We start from the raw sequence: 24,423 nt of genomic DNA, 5'->3' as shown, positions 1-24,423 counted from the left end.
AACGGGGTTCGATGCACCTGAGAGATTTAGCCGGTATCCTGCCTGTCGAGGGAACATCTTCCCGCGATGTGGAGGTAACCGGGATTTCGTCGGATTCCCGCACGGTCAAGACCGGCGTGGTCTTTTTCGCGCTCGCCGGCAGCAAGGCGGATGGTTCGGCCTATGCCGCCGATGCGGCAAAGCGCGGCGCAGCGGCGGTTGTCGTTGGCAACGCCAGCGCCGTTTCCGGCCTGTCCGTCCCGGTGCTCAGCGTCGACGACCCACGCCTGGCGCTGGCGCTGAGCGCGGCACGTTTCTTCGGCAGCCAGCCGGAGACCATGGTCGCGGTTACCGGCACCGCAGGCAAGACCTCGGTCGCCGCCTTCACCAGGCAGATCTGGGAGCAGGCCGGCTTTGCCGCCGCGTCCATTGGCACCACCGGCGTGGTGGCGCCGGGCCGCAACGACTACGGTTCGCTGACCACGCCCGATCCGGTGGCTTTGCACCAGTTGCTCAAGGAATTGGCGGAGGCCGGCGTCACACACGCCTCGATGGAGGCTTCCAGCCATGGTCTCGACCAGCGCCGTCTCGATGGCGTCAAGCTCGCCGCGGGCGGTTTCACCAATCTCGGCCGCGACCATATGGACTATCATCCGACGGTCGAGGACTACCATCGCGCCAAATTGCGCCTGTTCGACACGCTGCTGCCGAAAGGCGCGCCGGCGGTCATCTTTGCCGACGATCCGTGGTCGGCGCCGACCATCCAGGCTGCGCAGGCCGCGGGGCTCAATGTGCTGACTGTCGGCCGCCATGGCGATTTCCTGCGCCTGAAGCGGGTCGAGCACGAGCGCCACCGCCAGCGCGCCGAGGTCGAAGCTGACGGCGTGCTCTACGAGATCGACCTGCCGCTCGCCGGCGACTTCCAGATCGCCAACGCCCTGGTTTCGGCCGGACTGGCCATTTCCACTGGAACGCCGGTGGCCAAAGCTTTGATGGCATTGGAGAAACTCCAGGGTGCGCCGGGACGGCTCGACCTTGTCGGCGCCACCGCCAATGGCGCGCCCGTCTATGTCGACTATGCCCACAAGCCGGATGCGCTGGAAAATGTGCTGGCCGCCGTGCGCCCGTTCACCACCGGCCGCGTCATCGTTGTGTTCGGCTGCGGCGGCGACCGCGACCGGGGCAAGCGGCCGATCATGGGCGAGATCGCCACGCGGCTCGCCGATGTCGTCATTGTCACCGACGACAATCCGCGCTCGGAAGTGCCGGAAACGATCCGTGCCGCGATCCTGGCAGCCGCACCCCGCGCCATTGAAATCGGCGACCGCCGCAAGGCGATCCACAAAGCGGTCGCCATGCTCAAAGCGGGCGATACGCTGATCGTTGCCGGCAAGGGCCATGAAGAGGGCCAGACCATCGGCGCCGAGACATTTCCGTTCTCCGACCACGAGGAAGTCCGGTCGGCGCTGCGGGAGCGGGCCGCATGAGCGTGCTCTGGACTTCCGAGGCGCTGGTCGACGCGATGGGCGGTCGGCCGCTCGGGCCGATGCCGGAGGGAATTTCGGGGATCTCGATCGACAGCCGCAGCCTGCAGCCGGGCGACGCCTTCTTCGCCATCAAGGGCGAGGCGATGGACGGCCATGACTTCGCGACCGCGGCGATCAAGGCAGGCGCCGGCGTGCTGGTCGTTGCCGAGGGCAAGTTGCCGTCGCTTGGGCGGCTGACGGCGCCGATGATCGTCGTGCAGGATGTGCTGGCAGCACTGGAGAAACTCGGTGTTGCCGCCCGCGCCCGGTCCAATGCAAAGATCATCGCGGTGACAGGATCGGCCGGCAAGACCACCACCAAGGAGGCGCTGCGCCATGTGCTGTCGGCCGTCGGCACGGTGCATGCCTCGGAGCAGTCCTTCAACAATCATTGGGGCGTGCCGCTGACGCTGGCGCGCATGCCTGACGATTGCGACTATGCGGTGTTCGAGATTGGCATGAACCATCCCGGCGAGATCCGGCCGCTGGTCAAGATGGTCCGGCCACATGTGGCCATCGTCACGATGATTGCCGCCGCGCATCTCGGCTTCTTCAGAAATCTCGACGAGATCGCCAAGGCCAAGGCCGAGATTTTCGAAGGCATCGAGCCCGGCGGTGCGGCCTTGCTCAACCGCGACGATGCGCGCTGGAAGCTGCTCGACAAGATGGCGCGGGCCGCCGGCGTCGAACATGTCTTTGGCTTCGGTGAGAACGCCCGCTCGACCTACAAGCTCACCAGATGCGAGCTGCATGCCGATCATTCCGACATTGCCGCCAGGATCGGCGGGCAGGATGTCGTTGCCCGGATCGGCGCGCCCGGCCGCCACATGGTACAGAATGTGCTCGCCGTTCTTGGCGCGGCGCATCTCGTTGAAGCCGACATCGCAAAGGTGGCGGAAGCGCTGGCCGATCTCTCCGCCGAACGCGGCCGTGGCAAGCGCCATGTGCTGCGCCATCCCAAGGGACTGATCACACTGATCGACGAGAGCTACAACGCCAATCCGGCCTCGATGGCTGCTGCCATGGCGCTGCTCAATGCGACGCCTGTCACGGGCGAGGGCCGGCGCATCGCCGTGCTCGGCGACATGCTCGAACTCGGCGACCATTCGGCCAAGCTGCATGCAGCCCTGGCCGAACTGATCGTCGGGACCGGCACGCACACGGTCTTTCTCGGCGGCCCGGAAATGCGGGCGCTGGCAGACATCCTGCCCGACGAGATCAAAACGGAATACCGCGCCGGCGCCGAGGAATTGAAGCCGCTGCTGTTGTCGACGCTGAAGGCCGGCGACGTGGTGATGATCAAATCGTCGAAAGGCATCGGCTTTTCAAAGCTGGTCGAGGCCTTGCTCGGCAAATATCCGGCGGAAGCCGCAGGCACGAAACAGAACTAGTCCGGGGAACGGAATCGTATGTTTACATTGCTCGTCGATTTTGCGGACAAGGTCTCGGTCTTCAATGTCTTCCGCTACATAACTTTCCGCACCGGCGGTGCGCTGATCACCTCGGCGCTGATCGTCTTCATCTTCGGGCCGACCATCATCAATTCGCTTAGGCTGCGGCAAGGCAAGGGCCAGCCGATCCGCGCCGATGGCCCGCAGACGCATTTCAAGAAGGCCGGCACGCCGACGATGGGCGGGCTGATGATCCTGTGCGGCATCGTCGGCTCGTCGCTTCTATGGGCGAACCTCTCCTCGATCTATGTCTGGGTGGTGCTCTTGGTGACGCTGGGCTTCGGTTCGATCGGCTTTTACGACGACTATCTCAAGGTAACCAAGCAGTCGCATCTCGGCTTTTCCGGCAAGGCGCGGCTGGCGTTGGAATTCGTCATCGCCGGCATCGCCGCCTGGGCGATCATGCATAATGGCCAGGCGCCGTTCTCGTCGTCGCTGACCTTCCCCTTCGCCAAGGAATTCATCATCAATCTCGGCTGGTTCTTCGTGCCGTTCTCCTGCTTCGTCATTGTCGGCGCCGGCAATGCGGTGAATTTGACCGATGGCCTCGACGGGCTGGCGATCGTGCCGATCATGATCGCGGCGGCATCCTTCGGCGTTATTGCCTACCTCTCCGGCAATGCGGTGTTCGCCGAATATCTGCAGATTCATTTCGTGCCCGGCACCGGCGAGCTGGCTGTCGTGCTTGGCGCCGTCATCGGCGCCGGCCTCGGCTTCCTCTGGTTCAACGCGCCACCGGCAGCGATCTTCATGGGCGACACCGGTTCGCTGGCCATGGGTGGCCTGATCGGTACGGTCGCGGTCGCCACCAAGCACGAAATCGTGCTGGTCATCGTCGGCGGATTGTTCGTCGTGGAAATCCTGTCGGTCATCATCCAGGTCGGCTACTTCAAGATGACCGGCAAGCGCGTCTTCCTGATGGCGCCTATCCATCATCATTTCGAAAAGCTCGGCTGGACCGAAAGCCAGGTGGTGATCCGCTTCTGGATCATCGCCGTCATCCTGGCGCTGGTCGGCCTGTCGACCCTCAAGCTGAGATAGGAACCCGCTTGATCCCCGCCGCATCCTTTTCGGGCAAACGCGTTTCGCTCTTCGGGCTCGGTGGCTCGGGGATCGCCACGGCGCGCGCGCTGATCGAGGGCGGCGCCGACGTGCTCGCCTGGGACGACAATCCCGATAGCGTCGCCAAGGCTGCTGACCAAGGCATTGCGACCGCCGATCTGCGCGGCGCCGACTGGTCGAAATTCTCGGCCTTCGTGCTCTCACCCGGCGTACCGCTGACGCATCCCAAGCCGCACTGGACGGTGGAGTTGGCGCGTGGCTCCGGCGTCGAAGTGATCGGCGATATCGAATTGTTCTGCCGCGAGCGGATTGCGCGCGCGCCTGATGCGCCGTTCATCGCCGTCACCGGCACCAACGGCAAGTCGACGACCACGGCGCTGACCGCGCATATCCTCAAATCGGCAGGGCGCGGCACACAGATGGGCGGCAATATCGGCCGCGCCATCATGACGCTTGATCCACCGCGGGCTGACGGGCACTATGTCGTCGAGTGTTCGTCCTACCAGATCGATCTCGCGCCCTCGATCAATCCGACGGCCGGCATCCTGCTCAACCTGACGCCCGACCATCTCGACCGCCACGGCACCATGCAGCACTACGCTTCGATCAAGGAGCGGCTGGTCGCCGGCAGCGAGACAGCCATTGTCGGCGTCGACGATAGTTGGTGCGCGCAGATCGCCGACCGGCTGGAGAGGGCGGGCCGACAGGTGATCCGCATCTCCAAGCGGCTGCCGCTGACCGACGGTTATTTCGCCGACGGCTCCGATCTGATGGAAGCCGTGCATGGCCGCTACAGCCGCGTCGCCTTCCTCGAAGGCATCGGTTCGTTGCGCGGCCAGCACAATGCGCAGAACGCGCTTGCCGCGGTCGCCGCCTGCCTCAAGGTCGGCTTGAGCCTCGGCGAGATCCAGGCAGGACTTGAGAGCTTCCCGGGCCTGGCGCATCGCATGGAGCAGGTCGGGCGGAAGGACCACGTGCTGTTCGTCAACGATTCCAAGGCGACCAATGCCGATGCGGCGGCACCGGCGCTGTCGAGTTTTTCGCGCATTTACTGGATCGCCGGCGGACTGCCCAAGGAAGGCGGGATCGAGCCGCTGCGCGGTTTCTTCCCGCGCATCGCCAAGGCCTATCTGATCGGCGAGGCGGCGCCCGCGTTCTCGGCGACGCTCGGCGAAGCCGTGCCCTATGAAATCTCGGGCACCCTGGCCGCCGCGGTCGACCATTCCGCGAAAGACGCGGCCAAGGATGACAGCGGCGAGGCGGTGGTGCTGCTGTCGCCGGCCTGCGCCAGTTTCGACCAGTTCAAGAATTTCGAAGTTCGCGGCGAAGCCTTCAGGCAAGCTGCGAATGCTATCGAGGGCGTGAAACCCATCGGAGGGGCACGATAATGCAAAGCCGTCTCGACAAAAGCCCGGTCGCAACCTGGTGGTGGACGATCGATCGCTGGTTCCTGGCGGCGTTCCTGTCGCTGATGGGGCTTGGCATCGTCTTGTCCTTTGCGGCAAGCCCGGCGGTGGCCGAACGCATCGGCCTCGACAGTTTCCACTTTGCCACCAGGCAGATCATCTTCACCGTGCCGGCGCTCGGCGTGATGCTGGCAGTGTCCTTCCTGGAATCGCGGCAGATCCGGCGCATGGCGCTGATCATCCTGGGCATCATGCTGGTGCTGATGGTGGCCGTGCTCTATATCGGCGTCGAGGTGAAAGGCGCGCGGCGCTGGGTGTCGTTTGTCGGCATGTCGATCCAGCCGTCGGAATTTCTGAAACCCGCCTTCGTCATCGTCTGCGCCTGGCTGTTCGCCGAACACAAGCGCCAGCCCGACATCCCGGGCAATTTGTTTGCCATGCTGCTGCTGATCCTGGTCATCTCGCTTCTGGTGGCGCAGCCCGATCTCGGCCAGACCCTGCTGGTGACCGGCACCTGGGGCGTCATGTTCTTCATGGCCGGCCTGCCCTGGCTATGGATCATCGCGCTTGGCGCCACCGGCGCCGGCGGCCTGTTTGCCGCCTATACGGTGTTCCCGCACGTCGCCGCGCGCATCGACAAATTCCTGACCGGCGAAGGCGACACGTTCCAGGTCGACATGGGCCGCGAGGCGCTGATCAACGGCCACTGGTTCGGCGTCGGCCCGGGCGAGGGCACCGTCAAGCGCGTCATCCCCGACGCGCATGCCGACTTCGTCTTTTCGGTCGCCGGCGAAGAGTTCGGGCTGATCATGTGCTTCTTCATCATGTCGATCTTCGCCTTCATCGTGCTGCGCGGCCTCAGCACGGCGCTGAAGGAACATGATGATTTCACCCGCTACGCCGTCGGCGGTCTCGTCACCGTGTTCGGCCTGCAGTCGGTCATCAACATGTGCGTCAACCTGCAGCTGATGCCGGCCAAGGGCATGACGCTGCCTTTCATCTCCTATGGCGGCTCCTCGCAGATCGCCATTGCCATCTCGATGGGCATGGTGCTGGCGCTGACGCGCAAGCGACCGGAAAAGCGCAAGCAGATGGGCTTTGCCCTGTCGCAGCGCGCCCTGCCGGCGGAGTGATATGGCGCGGGGTGTCATCCTTCTCGCGGCTGGCGGAACCGGTGGACATCTGTTTCCGGCCGAGGCGCTGGCGCATGAGCTGATCGAGCGCGGCTGGGGCGTGCATCTGGCGACGGACGACCGCGCCGAGCGCTTTGCCGGCCATTTCCCGGCCACCGCCATCCATCCGATCCAGTCGGCGACGATGGGCTCGAAAAACCCTGTCGCGCTGCTTGGCGCGTTCTGGAAGATCTGGCGCGGCGTGCGCCAGGCCTCCGCCGTCATCGCCAGGATCAAGCCTGATGCGGTCGTCGGCTTTGGCGGTTATCCGACCTTGCCACCGCTCTATGCCGCGACGCGGCGCAAGCTGCCGACGCTGATCCATGAGCAGAACGCAGTGATGGGCCGCGCCAACCGGGCGCTGTCCGGGCGCGTCGATGCCATTGCCGGCGGCTTCCTGCCGCAAGATGAAAGTGCCACAGGCGCCAAGACGGTGACGACAGGCAATCCGGTCAGGCCGCCAATCCTGGAGGCGGCCAAGACGCCCTACACCGCATCCAAAGGGGCGGATCCGTTCAGGCTCCTGGTGTTCGGCGGCAGCCAGGGCGCGCAGTTCTTTTCCGATGCCATGCCGGCGGCGATCGCACTTCTGCCGGAGGCGCAGCGCAAGCGGCTGGTGATCACCCAGCAGGCCCGCGCCGACGACGTGGCGCGGGTGAAGGCTGGCTATGCGGCACTCGGCGTCCATGTCGAGGTCTCGCCCTTCTTCACCGATATGGCACAGCGCATGGGCGCGGCGCATCTGGTGATCTCGCGCTCCGGCGCCTCGACGGTTTCGGAGATCGCCGTCATCGGCCGGCCGGCGCTGCTGGTGCCTTATCCCTATGCGCTGGATCACGATCAGGCGGCGAACGCAGCCGCCCTTGCCGCGGCGGGCGGCGGCGAGGTGCATCCGCAATCGTCACTGTCGCCGGAGCGCATCGCGGCTCTCATTGGCGGGCTGATGGACACTCCCGAGCGGCTGACGGCCATGGCTGCCGGAGCGAAGTCGGCTGGCCGGCCGAACGCGGCACGGTTGCTCGCTGATCTCACAGAGGCTATTGCGTCCAGAAAAACCGTTTCGGATTTCAGGAAAGGGACGCATTGATGAAGATGCCGCAGACCATCGGCCTTGTGCATTTCATCGGCATTGGCGGGATCGGCATGAGCGGCATCGCCGAGGTTCTGCACAATCTCGGCTACAAGGTGCAGGGTTCGGACCAGGCCGACAGCGCCAATGTCCAGCGGCTGCGCGACAAGGGCATCGAATGCTTTGTCGGCCACAAGGCCGAGAATATCGGCGCGGCCGAAGTGGTGGTCGTCTCCACCGCGATCAAGAAATCCAATCCCGAGCTGAAGGCCGCGCGGGAGAAGTTGCTCCCAATTGTCCGCCGGGCCGAGATGCTGGCCGAACTGATGCGCTTCCGCCAGGCGGTCGCGATCGGTGGCACGCATGGCAAGACCACAACCACGTCGATGGTGGCGACGCTGCTCGATGCCGGCGGGCTCGACCCGACGGTGATCAATGGCGGCATCATCAATGCCTATGGCACCAATGCCCGCATGGGCGATGGCGAGTGGATGGTGGTCGAAGCCGACGAAAGCGACGGCACCTTCCTCAAGCTGCCGGCCGAGATCGCCGTCGTCACAAACATCGATCCCGAGCATCTGGACCATTATGGCAGTTTCGACAAGGTGCGCGAGGCGTTCCGGCAATTCGTCGAGAACGTGCCGTTCTACGGTTTTGGCGTGATGTGCACCGACCATCCGGAAGTACAGGCGCTGGTCAGCCGTATCGAGGACCGCCGCGTCATCACCTATGGCGAGAACGCGCAGGCCGATGTGCGTTTCACCAACCACCGCATGGCCGGTGCCGTCTCGGCATTCGACGTGGTGATCCGCGACCGCAAGACCGGCGGCCAGACGACGATATCGGATCTGCGGCTGCCGATGCCCGGCCGCCACAACGTCTCCAACGCCACCGCCGCAATTGCGGTCGCGCATGAACTCGGCCTGTCGGCCGAAGCGATCAAGAAAGGGCTGTCGTCCTTTGCCGGCGTCAAGCGGCGCTTCACCCACACCGGCTCGTGGAACGGCGTCGACATCTTCGACGATTACGGCCACCACCCGGTCGAGATCACGGCGGTGCTGAAAGCGGCGCGCAGCGCCACCAAGGGCCGCGTCATCGCCATTGCGCAGCCGCACCGCTTCACCCGGCTGCATGATCTGTTCGACGAATTTTCGGTCTGTTTCAACGATGCCGACACGGTGATGGTGGCGCCGGTCTATGCGGCGGGCGAGGAGCCGATCGACGGCGTGACCTCGGAGGCGCTGGTGTCGCGCATCCGCTCCGGCGGCCATCGCGATGCGCGCTACGTCGAAACCCCTGCCGCGATTTCGCCCGTCATCCGCGCGTTGGCGAAACCGGGCGACTTCGTCATCTTCCTGGGCGCCGGCAACATCACCCAATGGGCCTATGCGCTGCCTGGGGAACTCGGCGGTACCGTCTCATGATGCGCGGCCAGGACCTGCTCGACAAACTTGGCGACCGGCTTGCCGGCCTGCGCGGCCGCATCACGCCCAATGCCGAGATGGACAAGATCACCTGGTTCCGCGCCGGCGGTCTGGCGGACGCCCTGTTCCAGCCGGCCGACGAGGAGGATCTGGCTGCCTTCCTGCGCGCCGTGCCGGAGGACATCCCGCTCACCATCGTCGGTATCGGCTCCAACCTCCTGGTGCGCGACGGCGGCATTCCAGGTTTCGTCATCCGGCTTTCGGCCAAGGGCTTTGGCGAGGCCGAGGTGGTTTCGCCGACCGTCATCAAGGCCGGTGCTGCGACGCCCGACAAGCGCGTCGCGGCCGTCGCTTATGAGGCCGGCATTGGCGGCTTTCATTTCTATCACGGCATTCCCGGCGCCATCGGCGGGGCGCTGAGGATGAATGCCGGCGCCAATGGCGTCGAGACGCGGGAACGTGTCGTCGAGGTGCGGGCGCTCGACCGCAAGGGCAATCTCCACACCCTCAGCAATGACGACATGGGCTATGCCTATCGTCACTCGGCCGCACCTGCCGGGCTGATCTTCACCTCCGCCGTTTTCGAAGGTGTTCTGGAAGACCCGGAGGCGATCAAGGCGGCCATGGACGCCGTCCAGACGCATCGCGAGACGGTGCAGCCGATCCGCGAGAAGACCGGCGGCTCGACCTTCAAGAATCCGGAAGGCACCTCGGCCTGGAAGGAAATCGACAAGGCCGGCTGCCGCGGGCTGATGATCGGCGGCGCGCAGATGTCGCCGATGCACTGCAACTTCATGATCAACACCGGAACAGCGACCGGATACGACCTCGAATATCTCGGCGAGACGGTGCGCGCCCGCGTGCTTGAAAATTCAGGCATCCGCCTGCAGTGGGAAATCAAGCGGCTCGGCAATTTCCGCCCCGGCCATGCCGTGCAGGAATTCCTCGGACAGCTTCTTTAGCGCAAGCTGAAGTTCATGTGATGCTTGAACTTCAAACGGTCTGAAACAACAGCGCCACCGTTGCTCCAAAGACTCACAACACGCTTTTTCCGGCCGTTTTCGCGGAAAGTGAAACTGTCGGAATCATAAGCACTTGCCAGCGAATCAACTCTCTGATTCTCTGCCTTAAAGCGTTTCCTGATTTGAGTCGTTCGACGCGTCGACCGCGTTTTCCGTCTGGGGGGCAACCTGCCGGGAGACTCGGACTCAATCTGGTCGCTGAATGCGTGGTTGCGGGCCCGCCGTGAGAGGGATGACGGGATATGAAGAACAAGCATGTGGCTGTCCTCCTGGGCGGATTCTCGTCCGAGCGGCCCGTGTCTCTGTCTTCGGGAAAGGCGTGTGCGGATGCGCTTGAGAATGAAGGCTACCAGGTTACCCGCGTCGATGTTGCGCGCGATGTCGGCGCCGTGCTCACCGAACTCAAGCCCGATGTCGTCTTCAACGCACTGCACGGCCCGTTCGGTGAAGACGGCACCATCCAGGGCATCCTCGAATATCTGGCCATTCCCTACACCCATTCGGGCGTGCTCGCCTCGGCGCTCGCCATGAACAAGGAGCAAGCCAAGAAGGTCGCCAAGGCTGCCGGCATCGCGGTGGCGGAATCGAAGGTTGCCAGCCGCTTTGCCATCCAGAACAAGCATCCGATGAAGCCGCCCTACGTGGTCAAGCCGGTCAATGAAGGCTCAAGCTTCGGCGTCGTCATCGTGCATGAAGGCCAGTCGCATCCGCCGCAGGTCATCGGCTCGTCCGAATGGAAATATGGCGAGACCGTCATGGTCGAGCGCTACATCCATGGGCGCGAGCTGACCTGCGCCGTCATGGGCGACGTGGCGCTCGGCGTCTGCGAGATCATTCCGACCGGCCATTCCTTCTACGACTATGATTCAAAATACGTCGCCGGCGGATCAAAACACGAAATCCCTGCTAAAATTTCATCAAATATTTACCAAAAAATACAGACACTGGCACTCAAGGCACATCTGGCTATCGGCTGCCGGGGCGTTTCCCGATCGGACTTCCGCTATGACGACCGTCACTCCGAAAACGGCGAGATTGTCTGGCTCGAGATCAACACTCAGCCGGGCATGACGCCGACGTCTTTGGTGCCTGAAATCGCCGCCCAGGCCGGGCACTCGTTTGGCGAATTGTTGAGTTGGATGGTGGAGGACGCTTCGTGTCTGCGTTGAAATGGGGACAGGACAAGGGCAGGGGCGGCGCCGGGCCGGCGCTGTTCGGCATGTCGTTGTCGTTTGACCATTTCGTGCTGCCGCGCGTGCTGCGCCGGCCGGTGCGCGTGCTGGCGCGCCTGGGCGGCGGCGACTTCGTCGCGCCGCGCTTTTCCGCGGCCATCCTTTCGGCTTCGCTCATTGCATCGAGCAGCCTCTACGGCGCCATTCTCGGCGGTCATGCCGACGACATCGTCCAGAGCATCACCGCCCGGACCGGCTTTGCCGTCGACCAGATCAAAGTGGTCGGCAACCGCCAGACTTCGGAGATCGACATACTGGACCGGCTCGAGCTCGACGGCTGGACGTCACTGATCGGCTTCGATGCCGAGGCCGCGCGTGAACGTATTGATACCTTGCCCTGGGTCGAGGTGGCGGCGGTGCGCAAGGTCTATCCACATACGCTGGAAGTGCGTGTCGAGGAGCGCGAGCCCTTCGCGCTCTGGCAGCAGGGCGCGGAGCTTTCGGTCATCGAACGCTCTGGCGCGGTGATCGCGCCGTTCTCCGGCGGCAAGCAGGCGCTGCTGCCGCTGATCATCGGCACCGGCGCGCCGGCCAAGGCCCCCGACTTCGTGGCCAAGATCAACAAATTTCCCGAGCTCGCGGCTCGGGTCAAAGGCTATATCCGCATCGGCGAACGGCGCTGGGACCTTAAGCTGGAAAACGGCATCACGATCAAGCTGCCCGAGGATGGCGAGGATCAGGCGATCGCCGATCTGGTTCGGATGGACCACGACAACGGGCTTCTGACGCGGGACATCGCCGCCGTCGACATGCGCATCTCCGATCGCCTGGTGGTGCAGCTGACGCCGGAAGCGGCGACGCAGCGCCAGGCCGCGCTCAATGAAAAGCCGCAAAATCTGAAGCGCAAGTCGGGGACGAAGATATGAGCTGGCTTGGCGGCAACAGCGATGCCTCTTCGCGGCGTTCCGGCACGCTCACCGTGCTGGATGTCGGCTCAAGCAAGGTTTGCTGCGTGGTGGCGAAACTGAAGCCGCGCGAGGACGGCAAGCTGTTGCGCGGCCGCTCGCACCGCATCCAGGTGATCGGCATCGGCCACCAGAAATCGCAAGGCGTGAAGTCGGGCGTGGTCGTCGATCTCGACCGCGCGGAGCACGCCATTCGCCTGTCCGTCGACGCCGCCGAACGCATGGCGGGACTGACCGTGGATTCGCTGATCGTCAACATGACGGCGGGCCGGCTGAAGAGCGAAACCTATTCGGCCACGATCAATCTCGGTGGCCATCAGGCCGACGAAGCCGACATCAAGCGCGTGCTTGCCGCCGGCGCCAAGCAGGCACTCAAGGCCGAACGCGACGTGATCCATTCGCTGCCCGTCGGCTTTTCGCTGGACGCTGAGCGCGGCGTGCGCGATCCGCGCGGCATGGTCGGCGACCAGCTCGGCGTCGACATGCATGTGCTGACGGGCGATGCCGCGCCGCTGCGCAATCTGGAGCTCTGCATCAACCGCTCGCATCTGTCGGTCGAGCGCATGGTGGCGACGCCCTATGCCAGCGGGCTTGCGGCCCTGGTCGACGACGAACTGGAAATGGGTGCGGCCTGCATCGACATGGGCGGCGGCACGACGACCATCTCGGTGTTTTCGGAAGGCAAGTTCGTCCATGCCGATGCCATTGCCATCGGCGGCAATCATGTGACGCTCGATATGGCCAAGGGCCTGTCGACCTCGCTCGACGCCGCGGAGCGGCTGAAGGTGATGCATGGTTCGGCGCTGCCCGGCAGTGCCGACGATCGCGACCTGGTCTCGATCCAGCCGATCGGCGAAGACGGCGAGATGCCACTGCAGATCCCGCGCTCGGTGATGACGCGAGTCATCCGCGCCCGCATCGACGAGACACTGGAGCTGTTGCGCGACCGGCTGAACAAGTCGGGCTACGGCAATGCCGTGGGAAAACGCGTCGTGCTGACCGGCGGCGCCAGCCAGCTTGCGGGTCTCCCCGAGGCGGCGCGCCGCATTCTGGGACGCAATGTGCGCATCGGACGCCCGCTCGGCGTGGCGGGCCTGCCGGAAGCTGCCAAGGGGCCGGCTTTCTCGACGGCGGTCGGGCTGCTGATCTACCCGCAGATGGCGAGCTTCGAGAGCCATCCGGCGAAAGGAATTTCCGGTCTCAGGATGACCGGGACGGGCGGAAAACTGCATCGCATGAGTCAGTGGTTGAGAGACAGTTTCTAATTGACGGGGACAGCCCCATAGGCGGCCGCGGCGGCGAAGCGGCGGGAAAGGCAAAGGACGGAGACAATGACGATCAATCTGCAAAAGCCGGACATCACCGAGCTCAAGCCGCGGATCACCGTATTCGGTGTCGGCGGCGGCGGCGGCAATGCCGTCAACAACATGATCACCGCGGGCTTGCGCGGTGTCGAGTTCGTCGTGGCCAACACCGATGCACAGGCGCTGACCATGTCGAAGGCCGAGCGGCTGATCCAGCTCGGCGCGCATGTCACCGAGGGGCTCGGCGCCGGCTCGCAGCCTGAAGTGGGCCGTGCGGCGGCGGAAGAGTGCATCGATGAGATCATCGATCATCTCTCCAACACCCACATGTGCTTCGTCACCGCCGGTATGGGGGGCGGCACCGGAACCGGTGCGGCTCCCGTGGTTGCCCGCGCGGCGCGCGAACGGGGTATCCTCACCGTCGGCGTCGTCACCAAGCCGTTTCATTTCGAAGGCCAGCGCCGCATGAAGACGGCGGATCTCGGCATCGAGGAGCTGCAGAAATGTGTCGATACCCTGATCGTCATCCCCAACCAGAACCTGTTCCGGCTGGCCAATGACAAAACCACCTTTGCCGACGCCTTCGCCATGGCCGACCAGGTGCTCTACTCCGGTGTTGCCTGCATCACCGACCTGATGGTCAAGGAAGGCCTGATCAATCTCGACTTCGCCGACGTGCGTTCGGTGATGCGCGAAATGGGCAAGGCGATGATGGGCACCGGCGAAGCTTCGGGCGAGGGCCGCGCGATGGCCGCCGCCGAGGCGGCGATCGCCAATCCGTTGCTCGACGAGACCTCGATGAGGGGCGCCAAGGGCCTGCTGATCTCGATCACCGGCGGCCGCGACCTGACCCTGTTCGAAGTCGACGAGGCCGCGACCCGCATCCGCGAGGAAGTCGATCAGGACGCCAACATCATCCTCGGCGCCACCTTCGACGAGGAACTCGAAGGCGTCATCCGCGTCTCGGTGGTCGCCACCGGCATCGACAAATCGGCAGCTGAAATTGCCGCGGCGCCGATCTCGATCCGGGCCGTACCGCCGCAGCAGAAGCCGGTCAGCCGCCCAGCGGCTCCGGGGGCGGAAGGCCGTCCGGCACCGGTCCAGCAGCAGACCTATGAGCAGCGCGCGGCCGATCCGGTGGCCGAGGCGATCCAGCTCGCCGAGGCCAATGCGGCGGCAATGGCTCGTCCGGCGCCGATGGCCCAGGCGGAAGATTTCCGCCCGCAGAGCAAGATCTTCCAAGCCCCGCCTGCCCAGCCGCAGCCTGTCGTGCAGCAGGTGATGCAACCGGCGCCGATCCGGGAAATGCCGCAGCCGGTGGCTGCCGCACCGCAGCGCATGCCGCGGGTGGAGGATTTTCCGCCGGTGGTGCGGGCCGAGGTGGAAGCCAAGGGCCGTCCGGCCGACCATGAAAACAGCGGGCCGATGGGGCTGCTCAAGCGGCTGACCAACGGGCTGACGCGCCGCGAAGAAGAGCCGGCCCGGTTGCAGCCGGCTCAGCCGCGCGAACCGAAACTGCGCCAGGCGGCGCCGGAAATGCGCCGCCTTGCCAGCCAGGATCCGCAGCTTTACGCGCCGCGCCGCGGCCAGCTCGACGATCAGGGCCGGTTGACGCCGCAGACCAGGTCGACCCAGGAAGACGACCAGCTGGAGATACCGGCTTTCCTGCGCCGCCAGGCCAACTGAGCCGTTAACGGTATGTAACACTTGTTAACAGGCAGACGAGAGATTGTCTGCCTGTTAACGTTTAAAGTGGTTTAATAACAAGGCGTTACGATGTGACGCTCAAGGTCTGTCGCGGTTACACAGAGTAAGAAACCGTGATTTGGAGTCTCCCTGACAGACCATTATCTTTGCCGCAGCACTTTCGGTGTGCTGGGATTCGGGGAAGTGGCCCTGCCTGCCGATAAAAAAGAGCCGCGCCTTTTGGGTTAAAGCGGACTTAGGCGTTTGGGCTATGGGGTTTGTCTTGCAAGACTATCAGACGACACTGAAATCGCGTGCAACGCTGACCGGTACCGGCGTTCACAGCGGCAAACCGGTCACCGTCAATTTCCTCCCTGCGGACGCCGACACCGGCGTGCTCTTCCACCTTTCGAACGGAAGCGAGAGCCGCGAGTTCCGCGCGCTGGTTGCTGAAGTCGGCGCGACCGATCTCTGCACCATGCTCGGCGATCCGGCAGGCGAGCATATCGCCACCGTCGAACATCTGATGGCGACGCTTTTCGGGCTCGGCATCGACAACATCGTCATCGAGATCGACGGTCATGAGGTTCCGATCCTCGATGGCAGTGCGGTGGCGTTCGTGGAAGCCATCGACCAAGCCGGCATCGAGACGCTGGCGGTCAAGCGCCGCTACATCAGGGTGGTCAAGCCCGTCCGCATCGAGAATGGCGCGTCCTGGGCCGAGTTCAGGCCCTATAGCGGCACGCGCTTCGAGGTCGAGATCGATTTCGAAAGCCCGGCGATCGGCCGCCAGCTATTCGCCTCCGACATCAACCCCGACATCTTTCGCCAGGATATCGCGCGCGCCCGCACCTTCGGCTTCATGAAGGATGTCGAGCGGCTGTGGGCGGCCGGCTATGCGCTGGGCTCCTCGCTGGAGAACTCGCTGGTGATCGGCGACGACAACCGGGTGATCAACATGGGTGGCCTGCGCTATCCCAATGAGTTCGCTCGCCACAAGACGATGGACGCCATGGGCGACCTGGCGCTGGCCGGCGCCCGTTTCATCGGTTGCTTCCGCTCCTATCGCGGCGGTCACCGGATGAATGCGGCTGCTTTGCGGCGGCTTCTGTCCGACCGTTCGGCCTTCGAGGTCGTCGAGACCACGCGCCGCGAGCGCGGCCGCACCGCCGAGATGAGCGCCGTCACCGGCCCTGTCTTTGCACCTTGGGTGATCTGATTCTTAACGTATTTCTGGCTTTCTGAACGCTGGCCGGTGTTGCACGGATGCATCACCGGCGGTGAAAGTGCATAGCTTTCCGGGCAACACCAAGCCGCCACAAAAATGTGCGATTGGCTAGACATAGCGTTGCTGGGCAAGGCAGTTATGGTTTATGGCTGCTGCCGTCTGTTAGGCGCATGTCGCTCAAAAGTGGGGATCAGTTTTGAGGGAACGCCATGCGAAAGGCATTGAACTAACGCCGAAAGGGCGCAATCCAATCATGTTCTTCAAGCGAGTTGGTCAATCGAAAGCGCCGTATCGGGCTGTTTTCCTGGCGCTTTCGGTGGTTGTGCCATCGCTGTTCCTCTCGGCCTGCATGTCGTCCGAGAAAGACGTCGACCTGTCGACCTATGTCGACCAGACCGAACCGGCCGACGTCCTTTACAATCAAGGCCTTGCCAATCTCAATGCCGGCCGCCTGGATGAGGCGAGCAAGAAGTTCGACGCCGTCGACCGCCAGCACCCCTATTCGGAATTCGCCCGCAAGTCGATGGTGATGGGCGCCTTCGCCGACTACCGCGCCGGCCGTTATGACGAAGCGATCGGCTCGGCAAAGCGCTATCTGACGCTTTATCCGTCGACCGACGACGCGGCTTACGCCCAGTATATTATCGGGCTGAGCTACTACAAGCAGATCAAGGACGTCACCCAGGATCAGAAGGAAGCACGCCAGACCGTGCAGACGATGCAGGATCTGGTGACGCGCTGGCCGACGTCGGAATATGTCGACGACGCCAAGGAAAAGATCCGTTTCGCCAACGACCAGCTGGCCGGCAAAGAGATGCAGATCGGCCGCTATTATCTCGAGCGGCGCGAATACATTGCTGCCGTCAAGCGCTTCCGCAACGTTGTCGAGAACTATTCCAACACCCGCCATGTCGAAGAGGCGCTGGCGCGTCTGGCCGAAAGCTATTACGCCATGGGCTTGACCTCGGAAGCGCAAACCGCCGCTGCTGTGCTCGGCACCAATTATCCCGACAGCCAATGGTACAAGGATACCTACAAGCTGTTGCAGAGCAACGGGCTTGAGCCGCGCGAGAATGCCGGATCGTGGATATCCAAGGCCGGCAAGCTGATCACCGGCGCCTGACGCCCGAGCATCGACTGAGGCGGAACGCGCTTTTCGGATTGATCCGACGCTCAAACAAAAAGATAGTGCGGCGCTGCGACTCCATCGGTCGCATGCCGCTTCACAGCGGTTCAGCGGTTTGATTGAGGCGCTGAACCGTCCTAACTTTTTGTTCTACGCAATTCCGGACGGAAAACCGCTACGCACTTTTCCTGGAATTGCTTGAGGTCCGGGTTCTGATGCTTTCCAGACTGTCGATCCGCGATATCGTCCTGATCGAGAAGCTGGATATCGACTTCCAGCCCGGCCTTTCCGTGCTGACCGGTGAAACCGGCGCCGGCAAGTCCATCCTGCTCGACGCGCTGTCGCTGGCGCTTGGCGCGCGCGGCGACGCCTCGCTGGTGCGCCACGGCGCGGCTCAAGGCCAGGTCATTGCCGTCTTCGATGTGCCGCGCAACCACCCGGTGCGCGCGCTGCTGGCCGAAAACGCCATCGAGGATGACGGCGACATCATCCTGCGCCGGCTGCAGACCGCGGATGGCCGCACCCGCGTCTTCGTCAACGACCAGCCGTCCAGCGTCACCCTGATGCGCGACATCGGCCATGCGTTGGTCGAGATCCACGGCCAGCATGACGAGCGGGCTCTGGTCGACCCCGGCGCGCATCGCGAATTGCTGGACAGTTTTGGCGGCCATCTGGGCGCTGCCCGCGCGACCGGCGAGGCGTGGCGCTACTGGCGTGGCGCCGAGCAGGAGTTCGTCAGGCACCGCGCCAAGGTCGAGGCAGCGGCGCGTGAGGCCGATTACCTCAGGGCCTCGGTGGCGGAACTGGCAAAGCTCGATCCGCAGCCCGGCGAAGATACGCAACTGGCGGAGTTGCGTGCAACGATGATGCGGGCGGAAAAGATCGCCTCGGAAATACACGACGCACAGGATGTGCTGTCAGGCCCGTCCTCGCCGCTGCCGCAACTGGCCAGCCTGTTGAGGCGCCTGCAGCGCAAGGCCAGCGAAGCGCCGGGACTGCTCGAGGATGTGGTGAAGTCGCTGGACGAGGCGATGCTGTCGCTGGATGCGGCGCAATCGGGCGTCGAGGCGGCACTGCGCGCTACCGAATACGACCCGCAGCGGCTGGAGAAGGCGGAGGAGCGGCTGTTTTCGCTGCGTGCGGCCTCACGCAAGCACAGTGTGGCCGTCGACGATCTGGCGCAACTGCGCGACACCATGTCCGCCGATCTCGCCGATCTTGATGCCGGCGAGGGGCGCCTGCATCTCTTGGAAAAGCAGGCCTCAGCGGCGCGCGAAGCCTACGATATTTCCGCAGCCCAGCTCTCCGCCCTTCGCCATGCGGCCGCGGTCGGCCTGACCAAGGCTGTGATGGCCGAATTGCCGGCGCTGAAGCTGGAACGGGCTGAGTTCATCGTCGAACTGGCCAGCGATGGCGAGAACCGCATGGAAGAAGGCATCGACCAGGTCGAGTTCTGGGTGCGCACCAATCCCGGCACCAGGCCTGGGCCGATGATGAAGGTCGCCTCCGGCGGCGAGCTGTCGCGCTTCCTGCTGGCGCTCAAGGTGGCGCTGGCCGACCGTGGCTCGGCGCCGACATTGGTCTTCGACGAGATCGACACCGGCGTCGGCGGCGCCGTGGCCGATGCGATCGGCCAAAGGCTGGCCAGGCTGTCGAAGCGCGTGCAGGTGCTGTCGGTCACGCATGCTCCGCAAGTGGCGGCACGTGCTGCGACGCATTTCCTGATCTCCAAATCCGGCGGCTCGGACAAGGTCGCCACCGGCATCGCCGAAATGGACCGGGCGGCGCGCCAGGAAGAGATCGCGCGCATGTTGGCCGGCGCTACCATCACCGACGAGGCGCGCGCAGCCGCGGAACGGCTGCTGCGCGAGAATATTGCTGCAGCGTAGTCGTCGCAAGGCTTTCGGACTGAGTCAGGATATGGCCCCATCCCGCTGTTCAGGAATGCTTTTTCCGAAATCCTGATTTATGGTGTCGCGCCACTGTCCAGGGACCGCTGCATGTCTGAAAAACCAGTCGAATCGTTGAGCGAAAGCGAAGCCGCGGATGAGCTCCAGCGGCTGGCCGAGGAGATCGCCGGTCATGACAGGCGCTATCATGCCGAGGACGCGCCGACGATTACGGACGCGGAATATGACGCGTTGCGGCGGCGCAACCTTGCCATCGAGGAGCGGTTTCCCGGTCTGGTGCGCGAGGATTCGCCCTCGCTGCGGGTCGGCGCCGCGCCGGCGGAAGGCTTTGCCAAGGTGCGCCATGCGGTGCCGATGCTCAGCCTCGCCAAGGCCTACACAGACGAGGACGTCACCGATTTCATCGAGCGTGGCCGGCGCTTCTTCGACCGCGACAAGGACCTCGACATCGCGTTTACGGCCGAGCCGAAGATCGACGGCCTGTCGGCGTCGCTGCGCTATGAACGCGGTGTGTTCGTGCAGGGTGCTACGCGCGGCGACGGCACTGTCGGCGAGGACATCACCGCCAATCTCAGGACCATCGCCGACATCCCCGCCAAGCTGAAAGGATCGGGCTGGCCCGAGACCATCGAGATCCGCGGCGAAGTCTACATGACCTATGCGGAATTCGAGGCACTGAAGGCCCGCTCGGCGGCGGTGGGGGGCCAGGACTATGTCAATCCGCGCAACACGGCAGCGGGCTCCTTGCGACAGAAGGATGCGTCCGTCACCGCCAGCCGCAATCTTAAATTTTTTGCCTATGCCTGGGGCTACACGACAGCGGATCCGGCGCCGACCCAATACGATTCGGTGCAGAAATTCGCCGAATGGGGGTTCAAGGTCAGCCCGCTGATGGTGCGGGCGAAGTCTGTCGAGGAGCTGATCGCGCACTACCACAAGATCGAGGAGCTGCGTTCGTCGCTCGGCTACGACATCGACGGTGTCGTCTACAAGGTCGACCAGCTGGAATTGCAGCGTCGCTGGGGCTTTGTCACCGGCGAGCCGCGCTGGGCGGTTGCGCATAAATTCCCGGCCGAACAGGCGATGACGACGGTGCAGAAGATCGACATCCAGGTCGGCCGTACCGGTACGCTGGCGCCGGTGGCGCGGCTGGCGCCGGTCACGGTCGGCGGCGTGGTGGTCGAAAACGTCACGCTGCACAATGAGGACTACATCAAGGGCTTCGACAGCAACGGCCTGCCGATTCGCGACGGCATCGATGTCCGCATCGGTGACACGGTTGTCATACAACGGGCGGGCGATGTCATTCCGCAGATCGTCAGCGTGGTCGTCGACAAGCGGCCGGCTGATGCGGTGCCTTACGAATTCCCGCACATTTGTCCGGTCTGCGGCTCGCCGGCGACGCGCGAAATCAACGAGAAGACCGGCAAGGAGGATTCCCGCCGGCGCTGCACCGGCGAGCTGATCTGCGCGGCGCAGGCCGTGGAGCGGCTGCGTCATTTCGTGTCGCGCGGCGCGCTCGACATCGAGGGGCTGGGCGCCGAGAATATCGACCTGTTCTTCAATTCGGGACTGGTCAAGACCGCCGCCGATATCTTCACCCTCAGGGATCGCCGCCCAGCCGTCACCAGGGCGCTGGCCGAGCGGCGCGAGGAGCAGGCTAGGCAGCGCGAGGCGGCATCGGGCAAGGCGCGCAAGAATGTGCGCGGTGTCGAGGACCGCAATTATGAAGGCCTCGACAAGCTGTTCGCGGCCATCGATTCGCGCCGCGCGCCGGAGCTCGACCGCTTCATCTTCGCACTCGGCATCCGCCATATCGGCGAAACGACGGCGGCCGTGCTTGCCCGGACGTTTTCGACCATCGAGGAGCTGATCCGCGTCGGCAAGGAAACGGCGGCGGCTGAGGATCCGCACAGCGTCTTCCCCTCCATCAACGGCATTGGCGACACGGTGATCGACGCGTTGCGCGATTTCTTCGGCAATGAACGCAATGACGATGTGCTCGACAGACTGCTCGAACAGGTCAAGCCGAAGCCGTATGTCGTCACCGTTTCGGCCGATAGCGAGGTTGCCGGCAAGACCATCGTCTTCACCGGCACGCTGGAAAAGATGACACGCTCCGAAGCCAAGGCGATGGCCGAACGGCTCGGCGCCAAGGTGGCGGGTTCGGTGTCGGCGAAGACCGATCTGCTGGTGGCCGGGCCGGGCGCCGGCTCCAAACTGAAGCAGGCCAGTGAACTCGGCGTCGAAGTCATCGACGAGGACACCTGGCTGCGACGGGTCGGCAAGGCGTGATGGCCGGTTCGTTCAAAGGGTTCGGGCAAAAAGCCATCCCGTTCCTCAAGGCGCTCGACTTCCACCAGAGCCGCGAATGGTTCCAGGAAAACCGCGCGCTTTACGACAGCGAGTTGCATGAGCCGTTCTGCGATCTGGTCGAGACGCTGACCGAGCGCTTCGCGGCGGCGGGTCTGGGCTTGCGCGGAGACCGCAAGAAGTCACTGTTTCGCATCAACCGCGACGTGCGCTTCGCCAAGGACAAGCGGCCCTACAACCAGCATTTGTCGGCCATGCTGTCGCCGGATGGCACCAAGATGGAGCAGGGCGTGTTCTTCGTCTATGTCGGGATCGACCGCTGCTTTGCCGATGTCGCCTGGTGGAATCCGGAGCCGTCCCTGCTGCTGGCGATGCGCAAGGCGATCGTCGCCCGGCCGGCCGAGTTCCGAAAACTGCTCTCAACGCTGAAGAAAAACGGCTTCGAACTTGAAACCGAGGGCCGCATGAAGCGCACGCCGCGCGGCTTCGAGCAGGTCAACGAACCCGATCTTGTCGACGCCATCCGCAACCGGCACTTCTATGTCCAGCACATGATCGATCCGGCTGGAATTCACGCGCCGACGCTGGTCGACGAGCTTGTCGATTTCGCCTTGCGCGCCAAGCCGCTGCTTGACTGGGGCAGGGCGATCCAGGGCACGGCACCGCGGAGCTAAATCAGCCCGGCGCACTGCACGGCTACATCCGCATCAAAAGACCGCCGTCGACTGCCAGTTCGATGCCGGTGATGTAGCTTGCCGCATCGGAAAGCAGGAATAGCGCGGCATTGGCCATGTCCTGCGGCGTGCCGATGCGGCCGAGCGGCGCATAATTGGCAACGGCCGCGCGTTTCTCTTCGGTGTCCCAGCGCGCCTGCAGCGGCGTCAACGCCATTCCCGGGCAGATCGAATTGGAGCGGATGCCATCGCCCGCCAACTGCATGGCGAGCGACTTCGACAGCGCACAGACGCCGGCCTTCGATGCCTGGTAGGCATCCTGCGGGGTCGGATCGCCGCGATACCACTGGATGGTGGAGAAGTGCACCATGGCGCCGCCGCGTCCGCCGGCCCGCATATGCGGAACCACCGCCCGCGCGGTGTGGACGAAGGATTTCAGATTGATGTTGAAGACCTGATCCCAGACATCGAGGTCCATCTCGAGGGCCGATTTGTCGCGACCGAACCAGAGCACGCCTGCGACATTGGCGAGATAATCGATGCCGCCGCGCTCGCGGCCCGCGGCATTGATGGTCTGCTCGACGAAGGCGGCGTCGGTGAGGTCGCCCTGGGCAAAGGTGAGCCGGTCGTCATAGGCGGCAAGCGACGCCGGACGCGGCTTGACGTCGATGGCGGTGACCGAGGCGCCGGCATCGAGCAGCGCCAGCGAGATCGCCTCGCCCATACCGCCACCGGCGCCGGTGACGACCGCGTGCCTGCCGGTGAAGTCATAAGCGATCATCCGAACCCCCTCATTTGTTTTTACAACATCAGTTTCGCTGATTTGTTGGCTCAAGCGAATTCGTCTGACTTTTCAAACGCCGGCTCCTACATAGCAGCGCGAGATGGGAATGTGACATGTCGGCAGAGACCTTAAGCGAAAATTCCGTGGCCAGCGACTTCTGGGACGGCGTGCGGCTGTCGATGCCGGTGGTTGTCGCCGCGGCGCCATTTGGGCTGCTGTTCGGCGCCATCGCCGTCGACAACGGCTTTTCCGTTCTCGAAGCTTTCTTGATGAGCGCGCTGATCTTCGGCGGCGCCAGCCAGATGGTCGGCATCGAATTGTTCGGCCAGCATGTCGCGCCATGGCTGATCGTGCTGTCGATCTTCGCCGTAAACTTCCGTCACGTGCTTTACTCCGCCAGCATCGGCCGGCGAATCGCGCACTGGCCGGTTATCAGCCAAGCGCTGGGCTATTTCGTGCTCACCGATCCGCAATTCGCGGTGGCCGAGCGTAAGGCCGAAGCCGGCGAGACCGTTGGCTTTGCCTGGTACATGGGGCTTGGCCTGCCGGTCTATGTGTTCTGGGGGATCGAGAGCGCGCTGGGCGCGGTGTTCGGCAAGCTGATCCCGGACACGCATGCGCTCGGCATCGACTTCCTGCTGCCGATCTATTTCCTCGGGCTGGTCATGGGCTTTCGCAACCGGCCACTGTGGCTGCCGGTGGTGATCGCCAGCGCCGCGGCGTCGATCATTGCCTACAAAACTGTGGGATCGCCATGGCACGTCTCCATCGGCGCCGTTGCAGGCGTGCTTCTGGCCGTCATCCTGCCGCCGCACCATAGCGGTGTGGAGGCAAAACGATGAGCGCGAACTTGTGGATCATCATTGCCGGCGCGATCGCCACCTATCTCACCCGCGTCGGCGGCCATCTGGTGATCTCGCGCTTCGACCACATCCATCCACGCGTCGAGGCGGGTTTGAATGCCGTGCCGGCCGCAGTGTTGACGACGCTGGTGGCGCCCGCCGCACTTAGCGCCGGACCGGCGGAATGGGCGGCGCTGGTCGTCGCCGCTGTGGTCTCGCTGCGCGGCGGCCTGATGGCGATGTTTCTGGCCGGGGCGGTGGTGCTGGTCCTCGCGCGGCAGTTTGTGGCATAGGGCGCCTGCGCGCGG

The 24,423-nt window shown here is 64.1% G+C and carries 20 protein-coding genes; 19 read left to right on the top strand and 1 reads right to left on the bottom strand.

Annotated features, from left to right (window positions below; all coding sequences use genetic code 11):
- Window positions 1–11: 11 nt before the first annotated feature.
- The 17 genes from NKJ64_RS25570 to NKJ64_RS25490 all read left to right on the top strand — a co-directional run bounded on the left by NKJ64_RS25570 (window position 12) and on the right by NKJ64_RS25490 (window position 22,489).
- A complete protein-coding gene (locus NKJ64_RS25570) occupies window positions 12–1,466 on the top strand; it encodes a UDP-N-acetylmuramoyl-L-alanyl-D-glutamate--2,6-diaminopimelate ligase (RefSeq protein ID WP_352463544.1) in 1,455 nt (484 codons plus the stop codon).
- Entirely contained in the window at window positions 1,463–2,896 is a 1,434-nt protein-coding gene (locus NKJ64_RS25565; protein WP_352463543.1) for a UDP-N-acetylmuramoylalanyl-D-glutamyl-2,6-diaminopimelate--D-alanyl-D-alanine ligase, read from the top strand. Before NKJ64_RS25570 ends, NKJ64_RS25565 begins: the two co-directional genes overlap by 4 nt.
- A gap of 18 nt (window positions 2,897–2,914) precedes the next feature.
- Window positions 2,915–3,997, top strand: coding sequence for a phospho-N-acetylmuramoyl-pentapeptide-transferase (gene mraY, locus NKJ64_RS25560; protein WP_023668273.1), 1,083 nt, complete (start codon window positions 2,915–2,917; stop codon window positions 3,995–3,997).
- Between the two features lie 8 nt (window positions 3,998–4,005).
- On the top strand, window positions 4,006–5,406 hold the full coding sequence (gene murD, locus NKJ64_RS25555) for a UDP-N-acetylmuramoyl-L-alanine--D-glutamate ligase (protein WP_352463542.1): 1,401 nt from the start codon (window positions 4,006–4,008) through the stop codon (window positions 5,404–5,406).
- Window positions 5,406–6,557, top strand: coding sequence for a putative lipid II flippase FtsW (gene ftsW, locus NKJ64_RS25550; RefSeq protein WP_352463541.1), 1,152 nt, complete (start codon window positions 5,406–5,408; stop codon window positions 6,555–6,557). Before murD ends, ftsW begins: the two co-directional genes overlap by 1 nt.
- Window position 6,558: 1 nt before the next feature.
- Window positions 6,559–7,683, top strand: a complete 1,125-nt coding sequence (murG, locus tag NKJ64_RS25545) for an undecaprenyldiphospho-muramoylpentapeptide beta-N-acetylglucosaminyltransferase (RefSeq protein ID WP_352463540.1) — start codon at window positions 6,559–6,561, stop codon at window positions 7,681–7,683.
- The gene (gene murC / locus NKJ64_RS25540) at window positions 7,683–9,089 is read left to right on the top strand and encodes a UDP-N-acetylmuramate--L-alanine ligase (RefSeq protein WP_023668277.1); all 1,407 of its coding nucleotides are present in this window, start codon (window positions 7,683–7,685) and stop codon (window positions 9,087–9,089) included. The genes murG and murC overlap by 1 nt, the downstream gene beginning before the upstream one ends.
- Entirely contained in the window at window positions 9,086–10,051 is a 966-nt protein-coding gene (gene murB / locus NKJ64_RS25535) for a UDP-N-acetylmuramate dehydrogenase (RefSeq protein WP_031199085.1), read from the top strand. The genes murC and murB overlap by 4 nt, the downstream gene beginning before the upstream one ends.
- A 302-nt stretch (window positions 10,052–10,353) precedes the next feature.
- Window positions 10,354–11,280, top strand: coding sequence for a D-alanine--D-alanine ligase (locus NKJ64_RS25530; protein ID WP_023668279.1), 927 nt, complete (start codon window positions 10,354–10,356; stop codon window positions 11,278–11,280).
- Window positions 11,268–12,209 carry a cell division protein FtsQ/DivIB gene (locus tag NKJ64_RS25525; RefSeq protein ID WP_023682134.1) on the top strand — a complete coding sequence of 314 codons (942 nt, stop codon included), beginning with the start codon at window positions 11,268–11,270 and terminating at the stop codon, window positions 12,207–12,209. The genes NKJ64_RS25530 and NKJ64_RS25525 overlap by 13 nt, the downstream gene beginning before the upstream one ends.
- Entirely contained in the window at window positions 12,206–13,513 is a 1,308-nt protein-coding gene (gene ftsA / locus NKJ64_RS25520; RefSeq protein WP_023688034.1) for a cell division protein FtsA, read from the top strand. Before NKJ64_RS25525 ends, ftsA begins: the two co-directional genes overlap by 4 nt.
- Before the next feature lie 66 nt (window positions 13,514–13,579).
- Window positions 13,580–15,238, top strand: coding sequence for a cell division protein FtsZ (gene ftsZ, locus NKJ64_RS25515; RefSeq protein ID WP_023699603.1), 1,659 nt, complete (start codon window positions 13,580–13,582; stop codon window positions 15,236–15,238).
- 271 nt (window positions 15,239–15,509) lie between these two features.
- Window positions 15,510–16,457, top strand: coding sequence for a UDP-3-O-acyl-N-acetylglucosamine deacetylase (lpxC, locus tag NKJ64_RS25510; protein ID WP_023668283.1), 948 nt, complete (start codon window positions 15,510–15,512; stop codon window positions 16,455–16,457).
- Between the two features lie 262 nt (window positions 16,458–16,719).
- Window positions 16,720–17,589 carry an outer membrane protein assembly factor BamD gene (locus NKJ64_RS25505; RefSeq protein ID WP_023668284.1) on the top strand — a complete coding sequence of 290 codons (870 nt, stop codon included), beginning with the start codon at window positions 16,720–16,722 and terminating at the stop codon, window positions 17,587–17,589.
- 218 nt (window positions 17,590–17,807) lie between these two features.
- Window positions 17,808–19,481 (top strand): DNA repair protein RecN, encoded by a 1,674-nt coding sequence (gene recN / locus NKJ64_RS25500; protein WP_352463539.1) that lies wholly within the window; start codon window positions 17,808–17,810, stop codon window positions 19,479–19,481.
- Window positions 19,482–19,592: 111 nt separating this feature from the next.
- Window positions 19,593–21,797: an NAD-dependent DNA ligase LigA gene (ligA, locus tag NKJ64_RS25495; protein ID WP_352463538.1), complete on the top strand. Its 2,205-nt coding sequence runs from the start codon at window positions 19,593–19,595 to the stop codon at window positions 21,795–21,797.
- Window positions 21,797–22,489: a DUF2461 domain-containing protein gene (locus NKJ64_RS25490; RefSeq protein WP_023712440.1), complete on the top strand. Its 693-nt coding sequence runs from the start codon at window positions 21,797–21,799 to the stop codon at window positions 22,487–22,489. Before ligA ends, NKJ64_RS25490 begins: the two co-directional genes overlap by 1 nt.
- A gap of 22 nt (window positions 22,490–22,511) precedes the next feature.
- On the opposite strand, the gene NKJ64_RS25485 is transcribed toward NKJ64_RS25490, so the two are convergent.
- Complete coding sequence (locus tag NKJ64_RS25485) at window positions 22,512–23,270, bottom strand: SDR family NAD(P)-dependent oxidoreductase (RefSeq protein WP_023682129.1); 759 nt, start codon at window positions 23,268–23,270, stop codon at window positions 22,512–22,514.
- Window positions 23,271–23,386: 116 nt separating this feature from the next.
- Here NKJ64_RS25485 and NKJ64_RS25480 point away from each other — a divergent pair, with 116 nt between their 5' ends.
- On the top strand, window positions 23,387–24,115 hold the full coding sequence (locus tag NKJ64_RS25480) for an AzlC family ABC transporter permease (protein ID WP_023668289.1): 729 nt from the start codon (window positions 23,387–23,389) through the stop codon (window positions 24,113–24,115).
- A complete protein-coding gene (locus tag NKJ64_RS25475; protein WP_023826605.1) occupies window positions 24,112–24,408 on the top strand; it encodes an AzlD family protein in 297 nt (98 codons plus the stop codon). The genes NKJ64_RS25480 and NKJ64_RS25475 overlap by 4 nt, the downstream gene beginning before the upstream one ends.
- Window positions 24,409–24,423 lie beyond the last annotated feature (15 nt).

The sequence above is a fragment of the Mesorhizobium sp. M0062 genome, assembly GCF_040323125.1.
Taxonomy (GTDB): Bacteria; Pseudomonadota; Alphaproteobacteria; order Rhizobiales; family Rhizobiaceae; genus Mesorhizobium.
This window is presented reverse-complemented; position numbering and strand designations above follow the sequence as displayed.

Coding starts and splice junctions, on each gene's coding strand:
- NKJ64_RS25570 (WP_352463544.1), top strand. CDS start 12: ATGCACCTGAGAGATTTAGCCGGTATCCTGCCTGTCGAGGGAACATCT.
- NKJ64_RS25565 (WP_352463543.1), top strand. CDS start 1,463: ATGAGCGTGCTCTGGACTTCCGAGGCGCTGGTCGACGCGATGGGCGGT.
- mraY (WP_023668273.1), top strand. CDS start 2,915: ATGTTTACATTGCTCGTCGATTTTGCGGACAAGGTCTCGGTCTTCAAT.
- ftsW (WP_352463541.1), top strand. CDS start 5,406: ATGCAAAGCCGTCTCGACAAAAGCCCGGTCGCAACCTGGTGGTGGACG.
- murG (WP_352463540.1), top strand. CDS start 6,559: ATGGCGCGGGGTGTCATCCTTCTCGCGGCTGGCGGAACCGGTGGACAT.
- murC (WP_023668277.1), top strand. CDS start 7,683: ATGAAGATGCCGCAGACCATCGGCCTTGTGCATTTCATCGGCATTGGC.
- murB (WP_031199085.1), top strand. CDS start 9,086: ATGATGCGCGGCCAGGACCTGCTCGACAAACTTGGCGACCGGCTTGCC.
- NKJ64_RS25530 (WP_023668279.1), top strand. CDS start 10,354: ATGAAGAACAAGCATGTGGCTGTCCTCCTGGGCGGATTCTCGTCCGAG.
- ftsA (WP_023688034.1), top strand. CDS start 12,206: ATGAGCTGGCTTGGCGGCAACAGCGATGCCTCTTCGCGGCGTTCCGGC.
- ftsZ (WP_023699603.1), top strand. CDS start 13,580: ATGACGATCAATCTGCAAAAGCCGGACATCACCGAGCTCAAGCCGCGG.
- lpxC (WP_023668283.1), top strand. CDS start 15,510: ATGGGGTTTGTCTTGCAAGACTATCAGACGACACTGAAATCGCGTGCA.
- NKJ64_RS25505 (WP_023668284.1), top strand. CDS start 16,720: ATGTTCTTCAAGCGAGTTGGTCAATCGAAAGCGCCGTATCGGGCTGTT.
- recN (WP_352463539.1), top strand. CDS start 17,808: ATGCTTTCCAGACTGTCGATCCGCGATATCGTCCTGATCGAGAAGCTG.
- ligA (WP_352463538.1), top strand. CDS start 19,593: ATGTCTGAAAAACCAGTCGAATCGTTGAGCGAAAGCGAAGCCGCGGAT.
- NKJ64_RS25490 (WP_023712440.1), top strand. CDS start 21,797: ATGGCCGGTTCGTTCAAAGGGTTCGGGCAAAAAGCCATCCCGTTCCTC.
- NKJ64_RS25485 (WP_023682129.1), bottom strand. CDS start 23,270: ATGATCGCTTATGACTTCACCGGCAGGCACGCGGTCGTCACCGGCGCC.
- NKJ64_RS25480 (WP_023668289.1), top strand. CDS start 23,387: ATGTCGGCAGAGACCTTAAGCGAAAATTCCGTGGCCAGCGACTTCTGG.
- NKJ64_RS25475 (WP_023826605.1), top strand. CDS start 24,112: ATGAGCGCGAACTTGTGGATCATCATTGCCGGCGCGATCGCCACCTAT.